The sequence below is a fragment of the Desulfosediminicola sp. genome, assembly GCF_048381775.1.
GTDB classification, from domain to species: domain Bacteria; phylum Desulfobacterota; class Desulfobulbia; order Desulfobulbales; family Desulfocapsaceae; genus Desulfopila; species Desulfopila ganghwensis.
In genome coordinates this window covers 315,910-330,071 of sequence record NZ_JBLXGE010000003.1, presented here as the reverse complement: position 1 = coordinate 330,071, position 14,162 = coordinate 315,910, and the positions used below count along the sequence as shown (strand labels likewise).

Below are 14,162 nucleotides of genomic sequence, written 5' to 3'. Positions count from 1 at the left end.
GAATTGTCTTAGCGGGTAAATTGTATTCGTCGGAACGACGTAGATAAAATTAACACATTAGCGCGTTTTAGTCCTGCTGGAAAGAAAAACCGTGCCTTGCATAAAAAGATCATGGTAGTCTATTGTATCAGCCTGTCAGGCTGAAATTCGAAAAATCGGTATCGAAACAAGACCTTAGAATAGATCACAAGGAGATAGTATGTGCGGAATTGTTGGATATACAGGGCCTAAGCGTGTAGTTCCAGTTATCCTTGAGGGGTTAAGGCGGCTGGAGTACAGAGGCTATGACTCAGCAGGCGTTGTCTATCTTCAAGACGGCAAACTGATTAAACACCGCGCTGAAGGAAAGCTGGTAAATCTCGAGAATCGGATTGATGATGCAATTATTGCCAAGGCGCATATAGGGCTCGGACATACCCGTTGGGCGACCCATGGAGCACCAACAGAGGAGAACGCCCATCCGCATAGTGATTGCAGTGGTGACCTCGTCGTGGTTCATAACGGAATAATTGAAAACTATCATTCCCTGCGCGAAGACCTGAAGAGCAAGGGGCATGTTTTCAGCTCCGAGACAGACACAGAAGTTCTTGCTCACCTCATAGAAGAACATTTAAAAGATGATTTAGTCGAAGCTGTAAAGGCTGCCTTGAAGCTTGTGGACGGTTCCTTTGCGCTCGGTGTTCTCTGGGCCAAGCAACCAGGCACCTTGATTGCCGCCAGAAATCAGAGCCCGCTGGTACTTGGCGTGAGTGAAGACAATGGTATGCTGATGGCCTCGGATATCCCTGCGCTGCTGCCGTATACCAATAAGGTAGTCTTTCTGGAAGATATGGAAATGGCAGTAATCACCGCCTCCAGCTATGCAGTCAGTTCACTGGAAACCGGCGCTGAAGTAGAGAAAGAGGTTAAGATCATCGAGTGGAATGCGGCTATGGCGGAAAAAGCCGGATACAAGCATTTCATGTTGAAAGAGATATATGAGCAACCGCAGGCTATCACCAACACCCTGAGCGGCAGGATTAACCCTGAAACCGGCGAAGTATTTATCCCTGAGGTGAACCTGACCAGTGAGGATGTGACCAAGATCGACAGGATCTTTCTGGTTGCCTGCGGAACTTCCTGGCACGCTGCACTGGTTGCCAAATACTGGATAGAGAAATATGCCCGTATCCCTGTCGATGTGGATATTGCCAGCGAATTCAGGTACAGGGATCTGGTTATCGATGAACGTGTGATGACTATCTCTATCTCCCAGTCGGGTGAGACGGCAGACACCCTGGCCGGCATCAGGATAGCCAAACAACTTGGTTCAAAGGTTATCACCATCTGCAATGTTGTTGGCTCCACCATGACGCGTGAGGCGGACGGCACTGTGTATACCCATGCAGGCCCTGAGATTGGTGTTGCTTCCACCAAGGCTTTCACTGCCCAGCTGGCGGCATTATTCCTGCTTACTCTGCAACTGGGTCAGCTGAAAGGTACCGTCAGTCTCGAGAAAAGCCTCGAACTCGGCAGGGCTCTCATCGACGTGGCTGCGGTGATTGGCCGTGATCTCAAAAAAATGCAGAACCAGATCGCAGAGCTTATCGAGACCTTTTATGACGCACGTGACTTTCTCTTTGTAGGCCGGGGCTTGAGTTATCCGATCGCGCTTGAAGGTGCATTGAAACTCAAAGAGTTATCATACATTCATGCCGAAGGGTATGCATCAGGAGAGCTTAAGCATGGGCCAATAGCGCTGATCGACAAGGATATGCCGATTCTGGCCCTTGTTCCCAAAGATGCCGTATATCAAAAGAGCATCTCAAATGTCGAAGAGATCAAGGCGCGGCAGGGGCGTCTGATCCTGATCGGCACAGAAGGTGATGACCATCTGAAAAACATCACCGATGATGTGATTTATATGCCAGAAGTCCATGAGGAGATGAACCCGCTGCTCTACACCATACCGGCCCAGTTGCTGAGTTATGAGATTGCCAATCGGCGGGGTTGCGATGTAGATCAGCCGAGAAACCTCGCAAAGAGTGTGACCGTGGAGTAAGCGGTCTCGGATAAATGGCCTTTCGGGCCAAATATGACAAGAGGCGGGGTGAGTACACTTCGCCTCTTGTCGTTTGAAGAGGCGATTTTCACCTCGAGATCTGTATTGCGTATTGGCTGTAAACCTCACAACGTTTTGACATTTGAAGCAAGCGCAATTATTATACTGCTTTTTTACACTGAGTTATTCATATCTTAAAATAATCGGAGCTGGAATTTTTCCCCAATGGTGCAGATAGGTCTAGAAAAAATTATCGAAAGTCCGCCTGAATGGCTGAAGAAGGCGAGAATCGGACTGTTATCCAATCAGGCGTCCACCGCATCGGATCTGGTTCACAGTAGATTTCATCTACAAAAGGCCTTCCCGGGGCAGATGACCTGCCTGTTCTCGCCCCAGCACGGTTTTTTTGCTGAGAAGCAGGATAACATGATCGAGTCAGGTCATCAGGTGGACCCTGCGACGGGTCTGATGGTGTATAGCCTTTATGGCGACAGCCGGGAACCGAACGAAGAGCAGTACGCGCAAATAGATGTGCTGCTCATCGATATCGTTGATGTGGGAACCAGGGTCTACACTTTCATGTATACCATGGCCTATTGCCTTGAATGGGCGGCTAAACTGGGTAAAAAGGTTGTGGTGCTCGATAGACCGAATCCGGTTGGCGGGAAAGCTGTCGAGGGCAATATCCTTGAGCCCGAATGGGCATCATTCGTGGGGTTGTATCCCATCCCCATGCGGCATGGCCTCACTTTTGGCGAACTGGCCCTGATGATGAACCAGGAGTTTTCCTTAGGCGCTGATCTGGAAGTGATCGCCATGGACGGTTGGAAGCGGGATATGTTCTTCCGTGACACAGGCTTCCCATGGGTATTTCCATCACCGAATATGCCGACGCCGGAGACCGCGTTGGTTTATCCAGGTCAGGTAATCTGGGAGGGTACCAATGTTTCGGAAGGGCGTGGCACGACGCTCCCCTTTGAACTCGTTGGCGCACCGTTCTGGAAATGTGGTGAAATGCTGGATGCAGTTAAGGATATTCCGCTGCCTGGCTGCTATCTCAGGGAACTCGCTTTTGAACCAACTTCTGGTAAGTTCGCCAGGCAGGTATGCAGCGGTTTTCAGATACACATTACAGATCCTTCTGCTTTTCTGCCTTATAGAACAAGTCTGGCCCTGTTACAGGCCTCGTTTGGGCTTTATCCTGAAAGTTTCTCTTACAAAGAACCACCGTATGAGTATGAGTTTACACGATTGCCAATGGATTTGATTATCGGCAGTCAGGCTGTGAGAAGAGCACTGGAAACGGATAAAGCCTTGTTGGAGATCGAAGCAGAGTGGCGACAGGAACTGACTCAGTACGATGAGATGCGCCAGAAATACTTTCTGTACTAGACTGAGCTTCGTATCTACATAAAAAAATCTTGGCGACGAGATTATCCATACTTCAAATGAAGAATACCCAGGCAACCTGAAGGTGAATATGATTAAGAAAAATATACCGTTGGCACAAGTGGCAGAGCTGGTTGGTGGAGAGTTGGTTGGTGATGGTGAGGTTACTATTTCCAATCTGGCCTCTCTGGAAGCGGCAGAGCAGGGCGATCTGACCTTTCTGGTCAAGGCCACTGAACTTGCCCGGCTTGAGGGCAGTAAGGCGACGGCTTCAATAGTGCCGTTGGATGTGGAGCAAAGCCTTGAGATGCCAACCATACGGGTTGAAGACCCGTATCTGGCCTCCGCCATAATCCATAATCATATTCTGGCTGAACCATTTGTGGCCAAAGGCATCCATCCGAAAGCCTTTGTGGATGATGAGTGCGAAGTACCTGAAGAGGTGAGTATCGGGCCAATGGTTGTACTTGGCAAGAGGGTCAGGCTTGGCGAACGGGTGACTATTGAGGCCGGCACAGTGATCGGTGATGATGTTGCGATTGGTGATGACACTATATTGAAGGCGAATGTTACCATAGCCCATGGGTGTATTCTCGGTAACCGGGTAATTATTCATTCCGGTACTGTGATCGGCAGTGATGGCTATGGCTATGCAACGGACGCCATGGGCAATCATGTAAAACGTCCCCAGGTTGGTATTGTCCGTATTGATGATGATGTCGAGATCGGTGCTAATACCTGTATAGACCGGGCAGCTTTTGGCGAAACCTGGATTCAGTCGGGAGTGAAGATCGATAACCTGGTGCAGGTTGGTCATAATGTGGTTATTGGTCCAAATTCTCTGATAATTTCGCAAGTAGGACTAGCCGGTTCATGTTCTCTAGGGAGGAATGTGGTACTGGCAGGTCAAGTAGGTGTAAACGGGCATATTCACCTGGATGACCAGGTAATGGTTGCGGCTGGCGGTGGAGTTCATCACTCACTGCCTAAAGGCGCCAAAGTAGGTGGCTGGCCGGCATTGCCCATTAAATCCTGGGCAAAATCGATAATGGTTTATAATAAACTTCCTGAACTGAACAGCGATGTGCGGAAGCTGAAAAAAGCAGTTGCCGCTTTACAGGAAGACATATCAAAAAATGAGAAATGAAATTAGATAAAGGAGAGAGAGTATGAGCGAGATCCCCGCTCCGGAAAATATAGATATTGTAGGCATTATGGATCTGGTACCTCACAGGTATCCGTTTCTTCTGGTGGACAGGGTTCTGGATATGAAAGTTGGTGAGGAAGTCACAGCGCTGAAAAACGTGACCATCAACGAACAGTTCTTCCAGGGACATTTCCCAGGTAAGCCGGTTATGCCGGGTGTACTCATCCTTGAAGGTCTTGCCCAGGTTGGCTGTATTATGACTTTTTATGCCGATCAGGATGCCATAGGCAACAAGCTGATCTTTTTTGCCGGAATAGACAAAGCACGTTTCAGAAAGCCGGTAGTTCCAGGAGATCAGTTGATATATAAAGTAAAACTTCTGAAAAAGAAAAGAAACATCATGGTTATGGAAGCCAAGGCGTATGTAGATGACGCTTTGGTTGCCGAAGCCGAAATGATGGCGTCCTACTCTTAGTCTCCAGGTAGCACTGAAAAGAGATTGATGGCCATTTACCCTATTGCCGAAAAGTCATGATCTGCGTGGGTAGATGGCCATCGGTACGATCAGTGTTATATTAAGAAATTGTAGACCTTCGGACTTTGATGTGATTTATTGGCAGCAGAAAAATTCATGTTTGTTGTTGAAAAAACAAAACATTTTAAACTTGGTACATTATGAATATCCATCCAACAGCAGTTGTTGACCCCAAAGCTGAACTCGATAGTTCTGTAGTTGTGGGCCCTTATGCCGTAATTGAAGCCGGAGTCTGCATAGATGAAGGAACCACGGTAGAGCCCCACGCCGTTATCTCGGGCCCCACAACTATAGGGAAGAGGAACCTTATAAGCTCTTTCGCCAAGGTGGGAGGTGCTCCGCAGGATCTCAGCTACAAAGGGGAACCCACCGAACTGATTGTCGGAGACGATAACCAGATTCGTGAGTATGCTTCTATTCATAGAGGAACACCGCAAGGCCCGGGAAAAACCATTATCGGCAACTCCAACTTGCTCATGGCATATACGCATATCGCCCATGACTGTAAACTTGGCAACAATATCATTCTTGCCAACGTGGCCACCCTGGCAGGTCATGTTGAAGTGGGAGATCGCGCCTCTATCGGTGGCCTTGTTGCGATACACCAGTTCTGCCGTATCGGTTCATTCAGTTACATTGGCGGTGTATCAGGTATCAGCCTGGATGTCGCACCATTTGTGATTATTGCCGGCACCAGAAACAGAACCAGAATCTCCGGCTTGAATAAAATAGGTCTCAAGAGAAACGGTTTTAGCAAAGAAACAATCAGCAAGCTGGATACAGCCTTCAGAATCATCTTCAGATCACCGGATCTGTTACTAAAAGATGCGCTGGAACAGGCAAAAATAGAAATTACCGATTGCGATGAAGTTGCCCAGCTTATCGAATTTTTCGAGAGTTCTAAGCGTGGTGTTGTACGACGTACTGAAAATTGATGGGTAATATGGCAATCGATCCAAATACTATTGGTATAATCGCCGGTGGAGGACAGTTTCCTCTGCTTTTTATCGAGGCGGCCCGGAAGGCAGGTCGCCGGGTGATGGTTATTGCCCATAAAAATGAGACGGACCAGCGGGTAGCGGATGCAGCGGATGATGTCTGTTGGATAAAACTTGGACAGCTGGGCAAGTTGATTTCCTGGTTCAAGTCCCATGGTGTCGCTGAAACGGTATTTCTTGGAACAATCACCAAGACCCAGATATTTCGGGATATCATGCCGGACCTGAAGGCTCTTACCCTCTGGAACAAGATTGATTCCAAGCAGGATGATGCCATCTTGCGCGCGATAGCTGCTGTTCTTGAAAAGGATGGTATCAAGGTCCGTGAATCGACCATGTATCTTGAACATTTGCTGTTTCCTCACGGAGTACTGACCAGAAAAAAGCCCTCCAAACAGCAGCGCCGGGACATCGAATTTGGCTGGCAGCATGCCAGGGCGATTGGCAGGCTTGATATCGGTCAATGTGTAGTGGTTCGCGATCTCACAGTGGTTGCTGTTGAGGCTATCGAAGGCACCGACGCGGCAATTAAACGTGGTGGTGCGTTGGCAAAAGAAAAAGCTGTCGTTGTCAAAGTCAAAAAGCCGGATCAGGATTTTCGTTTTGATTTGCCGGCGACCGGTATTCAGACCATTGAGTCATTACATAGTGTTAAGGGGTCTGTGTTGGCTGTAGAAGCTGGCCAGGCACTGTTGTTTGATCGTGAGGCAATGGTTCGCGCTGCGAACGATGCAGGCATCATAGTTGTTGGAGTGACGGAACAGCCTGACGGCACGCTGCTGTTCTAGATGTGTTGTTCAACTTATTGGGCTGATTTTACGCTGAATTGGAGGTCCCCGTGCAGGCAATGATCCTCGCAGCCGGTTTTGGCACCCGGCTACTACCCCATACCAGGGTAAAGCCCAAACCACTCTTCCCAATTCTGAACCAACCGTTGCTGTTGCTCACAATCAGGCGATTGCAGCGGTTTGGTTTTTCCCGCATTATTGTTAATTGCCATCATCTGCGAAATCAGATTGAGTCTGCGTTGGCCGGTTTTGAAGGGGTTGTGGTTCAATCGGAAGAGACCATTCTCGGAACTGGCGGTGGCTTGCGCTACGCACTGAAACATATGGCTGATGAGCCCCTTCTGGTTACCAATGGTGATATCTATCACACTATCGACTATCGTCAGGTGATGAAGGAACACGCTGGGAATGATTGTTCAGTGACCATGGCCATGCATAATTGCAGCAGGTTCAATAAGGTTACTGTCGCAGGTGGTTGTGTTAAAAGCTTTGCAGCCGATGCAGCGGGTAAAAAACTGGCGTTTACCGGTCTGCAGGTGTTGGATCCGTCTATTCTCGAATCGCTGCCTGATGGTGCGAACAGTTGCATAATCGGTCATTATCGGAAACTGCTTGAACAACGGGTGCAGCTTGGCGTATTCCGCGCCGATGACTGTTTCTGGACTGATATGGGCACCCCTGACGATTATCTGGAACTGCATGAAGGATTACTGACCGGCAAGATCCCCCGCTGGCAGGACTTTGAATATCAGGATGACAATGCTTTTCTGGTGAGTGACAAGCTGACTGTCGTTGGAGAAAATAAGCTCGCTGACTGGTGTGCACTTGGTGCAGCGAAGATTCAGGATGTGAAGCTGTCTCGTACAGTTGTCTGGGACGGGGTGGAGTTACCCATTGGACACATCGCCGACAATGAGCTTATATCGATTAGTCCGGATGGCTTATAAGTTGGCAGCAGCATCGAAGATGAGTGAAAGGGATGACCAGAGGCAGGTTCGATATTGAAATATTCTGATAAAATGCACGACGCTATCGAAAAACTGCTTTTAGAAAAGCAGGGAACCAGTAAGGCTGAAGTCCGTGTCAAGGCGATGAGCAGTGACGGCTCGATCCGCAGGTTCTGGAGAGTCGAATCTGGTGCAGGACATCGATATGTCGCTGTTGCACCGGCAAAAGATGCTGGTGAGAAAGAATGTGCCGAGGCGGTTTCGAGTTGGAAGATTGGTTCTCATCTGCAGCAGGTAGGGGTTTCCGTGCCGGAAATATGTGGCTTTGATCCCCGGTATTACCTGCTGGTTTATGAAGATCTTGGGGATGTCCATCTCCAAAGCCTGATAATGCGGTTGGATCTCAACAACGATCAGGATGCGGCTACTGCCCGTGAGTACTACCGGAAAACCATAGAGCAGCTTCTTACCCTGCAGTGTGAGGGCGTTCGCGGCTTTTGCCAGGATTGGTGTTGGGATACTCCAAGATATGACCGTGAGCTTATGCTCGAGCGGGAGTCAGGTTATTTTCTTCGTGCGTTCTGGCAGGGCTTATTGAAACAGGAAGTGCCCGATGGTCTTATTGATGAATTTGGGATGCTTGCAGAACACGTCTCAGGAATTCCGATAGACTATTTGTTGCACCGGGATTTCCAGTCAAGAAATGTGATGATAACCAACGGTGATGCGCGCATAATCGATTACCAGGGAGGTAGGTTCGGGCCGTTGGGTTATGATCTTGCATCATTGTTGATCGATCCCTATGTTGACCTGCCGAATTGGTTCCAGAGAGAATTGTTTGACTATTACCATCTCCAGCTCAGTGGAATGAGTGGAATTAGCAAAGATGAATTTTATCGGCAATATTTATTACTTGCTATACAGCGCAACCTTCAGATTATAGGTGCATTTGCATTCTTAAGTAATGTGCGTGGCAAGCTGTTTTTTAAGGATTATATTGAGCCTGCAGTACGATCTCTGACAATACTGGTTGCTGAGCAGATGGCTGTTTCTGATACACCAGTGTGTACAGTTCTTGCCGGGGTGCTCAAGAAGGCACGTGATATTCTCTCTGAACAGTGATTATTCCTTATTGATGTTTTAGTGTCGCATGTTTATGGCTGGATTCTTAGAAATTATTTCAATACCACGACTGATTTCACGGGTAATTAAAAAACAAAAGCCTTAACTGGTTGTATGGCAGAAAAGAAAATGGCAAGAGTCGTGGCCTGTCGTTGATTCTGGCCTGTTTTGCCTGATTTTGCGGGAAAAGGATGCAAAGTTTCTTACTATCGGTTACAACCACCCTTTGCTTCAACAAAGGAATATAAATTATGGCAAATCCAACATGTCCAATCATAGCCCTGATAGGTCGCCCGAATGTGGGTAAATCGACCATGTTCAACAGGGTTACCAAATCTCGCAATGCAATCGTCGATCCCACACCGGGTGTTACCCGTGACCGCCATTATGAACGGGTAGTCTGGGGAGATCGAACATTTATTCTAGTCGATACCGGTGGTATCGATGACAACCCCGAAGACTTGCTGGTAAACCATATCCGCGAGCAAGCGCTGGCTGCCATTGAGGAAGCTGATATCATAATCTTTCTCATGGATGGTAAACAAGGACTTACCCCTGCGGATTACGAAGTTGTTGAACTGCTGCGTAGAATCGACAAGCCGATCTACCACGTAGTCAATAAGATCGATACTCCCAAGCAGGAAATGGAGATTCTCTCCCAATTCTATGAGTTGGGTATAGAGACGATCTGGCCGTTATCTGCAGAGCATGCCTATGGTTTTAACGACCTGATGGATGGTCTGGTTAAGACCATCGACGAAGGTGATAGTGGGCCGGAACTACCGGATGATACTATCAAGGTCGCGTTTTTTGGTCGCCCCAACGTAGGCAAATCATCGATGATCAATCGGATTGTCGGTGAGGAGCGAATGGTGGTTTCAGAGATTTCCGGTACCACCCGTGATTCTGTCGATACCATACTTACCCACGGTAAATTCAGCTATTTGCTGATCGATACCGCAGGAATCCGCAGGAAAGGCAAGACCAAGGATAAGCTTGAGAAATTCAGTATTCTCAAATCGCTGGCTTCACTGGAAAAATGTGACGTAGCGGTTATCCTGATTGATGCCGATGAAGGAATCACCGAGCAGGATACCAAGGTTATCGGTTATGCGCTCGATCATGGCCGGGGTCTCATTATTCTCGTTAATAAATGGGATCTGATCAAGGATGACAAGAAGCGTCAGGATCACCTCTTGGCAGAGATCGGCAGACAATTACCTTTCGTGGGATTTGCCCCGCTTTTGAAGGTATCCGCCATGACCGGCTTTGGCGTGAAGCGTCTCTTTCCGGTGATTGGTGCTGTGTACCGTCAATACAAGGCAAAATTCCCAACCGCTGCTTTGAACAAGTTATTGCAGGAAGCCACGGAAGCACATACGCCGCCTATTTACAAAAATAAGCGCCTCAAATTCTTCTACACCTCACAGGTTGGCACCAGACCGCCAAAATTTGTCGTTATGAGCAATAGCGCCAAAGGTGTGCATTTCTCGTACCAGCGATATCTTTCCAACAAGTTTCGTGACGGACTTGGCTTGGACAAGGTTCCCATTCAGCTGATTTTTAAAGAAAAATCAGGTGGTAAGAAAAAATAATCACTTTTGTGATATCGAACCTTGCCATCAATGGACTCAACAGGTATCAGCTCATGCACTATTGGCTGCTGGTTGTTCTATTGTTTCTCTCCGGATGCGCAACTCAAGGTAAAATAAGTAATATTGCCGGGTTGCCGACATACGGGGAGAAAGAGTCGTATGGTTTTGGACGGATAGGGAATAATTCGACGCAGGATGATTTCGCTGTCATTCTGGCTTTTTCAGGAGGTGGCAGCCGGGCTGCAGCAATGTCCTATGGTGTCCTGGAGGCATTACGTGACACTGACCTGATGATAGAGGGCAGGGCAGGCCGCTTACTGGATGAGGTGGATGTGATAACATCTGTTTCAGGCGGCAGCTTTACCGCGGCCTACTTCGGTCTCCATGGGGATCGGATTTTTTCCGATTACGAGAAACGATTTTTACGCAGAGATGTTGCTTCCGAACTCCTATCAAGGATTTTAAGTCCAAGGAGCTGGTTCTCCGAGCATGGTCGTACTGAGACAGCGATTAGTTATTACGAAAAGGTGCTTTTTGATGGAGCGACCTTTGCGGATTTAAATCGTGCTGACGGCCCCTTTATCATCATAAATTCCTCGGACCTCGGCGCTGGCATTCGATTTGCGTTCACCCAAAACTATTTTTCGCTGCTTTGCTCTGATATCAGTTCCTATCCGGTTGCCAGAGCCGTAACAGCTTCAAGTGCGGTTCCTGTACTTTTTAATCCGGTAGTTCTGAAAAATTATCAGGATTGTCCGCCACCATCACCCTTCATCCAGGCAGTTGCTGATCACACAGGGCAGAGTCATCAGACCAGGCATTTACTTGACGGCCTGTCAAGCTATGCTGATAAAAAGCAACGTCCCTACATACATTTGGTGGATGGTGGAATAACTGATAACCTTGGTCTGCTGGCGCTGTATGAAACCGTCGATGCTGCCGGAGGAATCCGCGAGTTGTTCGGCGAAATAAGAGGGGCTCCAGTTGCCTCAAAACTTCTTGTTATATCGGTCAATGCCTCTACCAGACCCCAGTACGAATTAGAACAGAGCAAAAGTCCTCCTGGAGTTGAGCAATTTATGGGTGCTGTTACAGATATTCAGTTACACCGCTATAATGCAGCAACTATGGATTTGTTGAACACTGCGCTGCAGGATTGGGCGCAAGAGCTTTCGGACGAGACTCGGGAGGTGGAACACTACTTTGTCGAGCTGGATTTTAATCAGGTTACGGATGAGGAACAGCGCTTTTTTCTCAATCAGATACCGACAACCTTTTCTTTAACGGGTAAACAGGTTGATGGAGCAATTGAGGCCGGCAGAGAGTTGTTGCTGGCGAATAGGGAGTATCTGCGGTTTTTAGACGATATTCAGTAAAAACTGCAAGGATTATGTCTGTTACCCAAAACACCCCAATGGCATCAGCCATTGGGGTGTTCTCTTTTTTTTCAGGTAACTCTATTTACGAATTACAGAGATTGAGCTTTAGCCATGGCTCGCTTGAATGCTTCGGCTGAATTGGCAATCACCTCATCCGGAACGCAGAATGCGAGACGCATAAAGCCTGGTTTACCGAAACCTCTTCCAGGAACTGCCAGAATCTTCTCCTCCTGCAGGATCGCACAAAATTTTGCGTCGTCCTCAATCGGAGTCTTGGGGAATATATAGAAGGCGCCTTTTGGCGGGAGGTACTCGAAGCCGGCATCATCGAGTATCTTGCAGAACAAGTCGCGTCTTCTTGAGTAGATGGAGTTATCGACTGACGCCTCCTGGAGTTCAGCTACAACCCGTTGCATCAGGGCCGGGGCGTTGACGAAGCCGAGGATTCTATTCGCAAGGTTCAGGGCACCTACCAGCAATGCTTTTTCTTCTGCCTCAGGGTGGACGGCGAGGTAGCCGATTCGTTCACCCGGCAGTGACAGGTCTTTAGAGTAGCTGGAAACGATTATGCTGTTGCGGTAGGCGGCAAAAATGGAAGGTACGCTGAGACCATCGAAAATGATTTTGCGATATGGCTCATCAGAAAGCATATAAATGGTGGTGCCGAATTTTTTGCCGGCTTGATCCAGCAGCAGACCGAGTTCTTTAAGTGCTTCCTGCGAATAAACCTGGCCGGTGGGATTATTTGGCGAGTTGATGATAATCGCTTTGGTCTTTTCGGTAATAGCTTCTTCGATCGCCTTCAGGTCAAGGTTGAATTCCTCATCGGTTTCAACGATTTTGGTAACCCCACCATGATTGTCGACATAGAAATGGTATTCGACAAAAAATGGTGCCAGGATGATCACCTCTTCGCCGGGGTTCAGCAGGGCCTTCATAACCACGTTCAAGCCACCAGCGGCACCGCAGGTCATAAGCATATCGGCAGGGTCAATGGTGACCTGCTGCTCTTTACTCATCTTGGCAGCGATAGCTTCCCGTACAAAGGGATAGCCGTTGTTGGGCATATAAGAGTGAACGCCGGGGCTGGTGTCCGCTGCTCTTCGCTGAATAACGTCGTAAAACTCTGCGGGTGGTGGAGCATCAGGATTTCCCAGACTGAAATCGAAAACGTTTTCAGCACCGAATTCAGCTTTGAGTCGTGCGCCTTCTTCAAACATCTTTCTGATCCACGAGGATTTTTCGGCAAATCCTTTCATTTTCAAAGAAATGGACATTTCGTATTCTCCTTACAGTGAAATTCTAAAAAAAAACCGGTAGCACCTGTAAGGGAAGTACCGGGTTTTTCACATCGTTTTATCACGGGGTGCTACCTTTGCCTGTGACCACTTTACTGCTTTTTAAAGAAATCATAGGCGGCATTGATCTCTTTCATTTTCTCTTCCGCAACATTTCTGAATTCATCACCAAGGTGGCGGACCTTATCAGGGTGATATTTCATACTGAGTTTTCTGTAGGCTTTTTTGATTTCATCCTCAGATGCCTCAGGTTCAAGACCCAGAACGGCATAGTATTGGGCAGCTCTGTCTATGGTTCTGGCAGTTTGCTGGTGGCTTCGATACTTATATTTAGCCTCTATGGTACGCTGGTCATATACTGAAATATCAAGAAATGCTGCAATGTCCCGGGCGATTTTGAGTTCACTCTCAGGTACAGTAGATTTGGTGTAGAGCACTTGATAGACAAGCTCCAGCAGTATAAGCCGGGGCTCATAGGCGAAGTTGCTCTTAAATTCATGCAACAGTGCCTGCAGAGAGACTTCAGAGGCTGTCGCCTGTTTAATTAGCTCTTTCAGCCAGAGCATCTTCGTCTGGTTATAGCGCAGATTATGCTGGAAGAATCTTTGAATGGTCTGAACTTCATCGCGAGTAATCTGGCCGTCTATGCGGGCGATGTGTACCAGAATATGAACAAGCAGCCAGACGAAGCGGTTATGGCTCTCGGTCTGGGATTGCTCGTAGGTGGCAACCTTTCTTTTTACCCAGAATGAAAAGCCCCAGAAAAGAGCGAGAAAAATTAAGACACCAGCTATGCCTGAGAAAAACAGGGCGCCCATAAAGTTGATGAGTGCAGGAGCTCCCCCTGTGACGAAGACTATGAGCAGTATAATGAGCAGGCAGCCACCGCATCCAGGTTGCTGCCGACGTTGATATTGCATTGT

At 48.0% G+C, this 14,162-nt stretch carries 12 protein-coding genes; 10 read left to right on the top strand and 2 right to left on the bottom strand.

The window, feature by feature from the left end:
• The first annotated feature begins 199 nt into the window (after positions 1–199).
• The 10 genes from glmS to ACN5NT_RS06855 all read left to right on the top strand — a co-directional run bounded on the left by glmS (position 200) and on the right by ACN5NT_RS06855 (position 11,938).
• Positions 200–2,041, top strand: coding sequence for a glutamine--fructose-6-phosphate transaminase (isomerizing) (gene glmS / locus ACN5NT_RS06900; RefSeq protein WP_419174949.1), 1,842 nt, complete (start codon positions 200–202; stop codon positions 2,039–2,041).
• Between the two features lie 225 nt (positions 2,042–2,266).
• A complete protein-coding gene (locus ACN5NT_RS06895) occupies positions 2,267–3,433 on the top strand; it encodes an exo-beta-N-acetylmuramidase NamZ domain-containing protein (protein ID WP_419174948.1) in 1,167 nt (388 codons plus the stop codon).
• 88 nt (positions 3,434–3,521) lie between these two features.
• Complete coding sequence (lpxD, locus tag ACN5NT_RS06890) at positions 3,522–4,577, top strand: UDP-3-O-(3-hydroxymyristoyl)glucosamine N-acyltransferase (RefSeq protein WP_419174947.1); 1,056 nt, start codon at positions 3,522–3,524, stop codon at positions 4,575–4,577.
• Positions 4,578–4,599: 22 nt separating this feature from the next.
• A complete protein-coding gene (gene fabZ, locus ACN5NT_RS06885; protein ID WP_136798277.1) occupies positions 4,600–5,052 on the top strand; it encodes a 3-hydroxyacyl-ACP dehydratase FabZ in 453 nt (150 codons plus the stop codon).
• A gap of 200 nt (positions 5,053–5,252) precedes the next feature.
• On the top strand, positions 5,253–6,047 hold the full coding sequence (gene lpxA, locus ACN5NT_RS06880) for an acyl-ACP--UDP-N-acetylglucosamine O-acyltransferase (protein WP_419174946.1): 795 nt from the start codon (positions 5,253–5,255) through the stop codon (positions 6,045–6,047).
• An 8-nt stretch (positions 6,048–6,055) separates the two neighbouring features.
• A complete protein-coding gene (locus ACN5NT_RS06875) occupies positions 6,056–6,898 on the top strand; it encodes an LpxI family protein (protein ID WP_136798275.1) in 843 nt (280 codons plus the stop codon).
• Positions 6,899–6,957: 59 nt separating this feature from the next.
• Entirely contained in the window at positions 6,958–7,845 is an 888-nt protein-coding gene (locus ACN5NT_RS06870) for a nucleotidyltransferase family protein (RefSeq protein WP_419175037.1), read from the top strand.
• Positions 7,846–7,899: 54 nt separating this feature from the next.
• Positions 7,900–8,967 (top strand): aminoglycoside phosphotransferase family protein, encoded by a 1,068-nt coding sequence (locus ACN5NT_RS06865; RefSeq protein ID WP_419174945.1) that lies wholly within the window; start codon positions 7,900–7,902, stop codon positions 8,965–8,967.
• Positions 8,968–9,218: 251 nt separating this feature from the next.
• A complete protein-coding gene (gene der, locus ACN5NT_RS06860; protein WP_419174944.1) occupies positions 9,219–10,562 on the top strand; it encodes a ribosome biogenesis GTPase Der in 1,344 nt (447 codons plus the stop codon).
• A gap of 53 nt (positions 10,563–10,615) precedes the next feature.
• Positions 10,616–11,938: a patatin-like phospholipase family protein gene (locus tag ACN5NT_RS06855; RefSeq protein WP_419174943.1), complete on the top strand. Its 1,323-nt coding sequence runs from the start codon at positions 10,616–10,618 to the stop codon at positions 11,936–11,938.
• Between the two features lie 92 nt (positions 11,939–12,030).
• Here the strand turns inward: ACN5NT_RS06855 and ACN5NT_RS06850 are convergent, their stop codons facing one another.
• Positions 12,031–13,218 carry a pyridoxal phosphate-dependent aminotransferase gene (locus ACN5NT_RS06850; RefSeq protein ID WP_419174942.1) on the bottom strand — a complete coding sequence of 396 codons (1,188 nt, stop codon included), beginning with the start codon at positions 13,216–13,218 and terminating at the stop codon, positions 12,031–12,033.
• Positions 13,219–13,331: 113 nt separating this feature from the next.
• Positions 13,332–14,159 (bottom strand): DnaJ domain-containing protein, encoded by an 828-nt coding sequence (locus tag ACN5NT_RS06845; protein WP_419174941.1) that lies wholly within the window; start codon positions 14,157–14,159, stop codon positions 13,332–13,334.
• Positions 14,160–14,162 lie beyond the last annotated feature (3 nt).

Bases quoted from the DNA above. Each gene is read 5' to 3' on its own strand.
- lpxA (WP_419174946.1), top strand. From the start codon at position 5,253: ATGAATATCCATCCAACAGCAGTTGTTGACCCCAAAGCTGAACTCGAT.
- ACN5NT_RS06875 (WP_136798275.1), top strand. From the start codon at position 6,056: ATGGCAATCGATCCAAATACTATTGGTATAATCGCCGGTGGAGGACAG.
- der (WP_419174944.1), top strand. From the start codon at position 9,219: ATGGCAAATCCAACATGTCCAATCATAGCCCTGATAGGTCGCCCGAAT.
- ACN5NT_RS06845 (WP_419174941.1), bottom strand. From the start codon at position 14,159: ATGCAATATCAACGTCGGCAGCAACCTGGATGCGGTGGCTGCCTGCTC.
- ACN5NT_RS06855 (WP_419174943.1), top strand. From the start codon at position 10,616: ATGCACTATTGGCTGCTGGTTGTTCTATTGTTTCTCTCCGGATGCGCA.
- glmS (WP_419174949.1), top strand. From the start codon at position 200: ATGTGCGGAATTGTTGGATATACAGGGCCTAAGCGTGTAGTTCCAGTT.
- ACN5NT_RS06850 (WP_419174942.1), bottom strand. From the start codon at position 13,218: ATGTCCATTTCTTTGAAAATGAAAGGATTTGCCGAAAAATCCTCGTGG.
- ACN5NT_RS06870 (WP_419175037.1), top strand. From the start codon at position 6,958: ATGATCCTCGCAGCCGGTTTTGGCACCCGGCTACTACCCCATACCAGG.
- lpxD (WP_419174947.1), top strand. From the start codon at position 3,522: ATGATTAAGAAAAATATACCGTTGGCACAAGTGGCAGAGCTGGTTGGT.
- ACN5NT_RS06895 (WP_419174948.1), top strand. From the start codon at position 2,267: ATGGTGCAGATAGGTCTAGAAAAAATTATCGAAAGTCCGCCTGAATGG.
- fabZ (WP_136798277.1), top strand. From the start codon at position 4,600: ATGAGCGAGATCCCCGCTCCGGAAAATATAGATATTGTAGGCATTATG.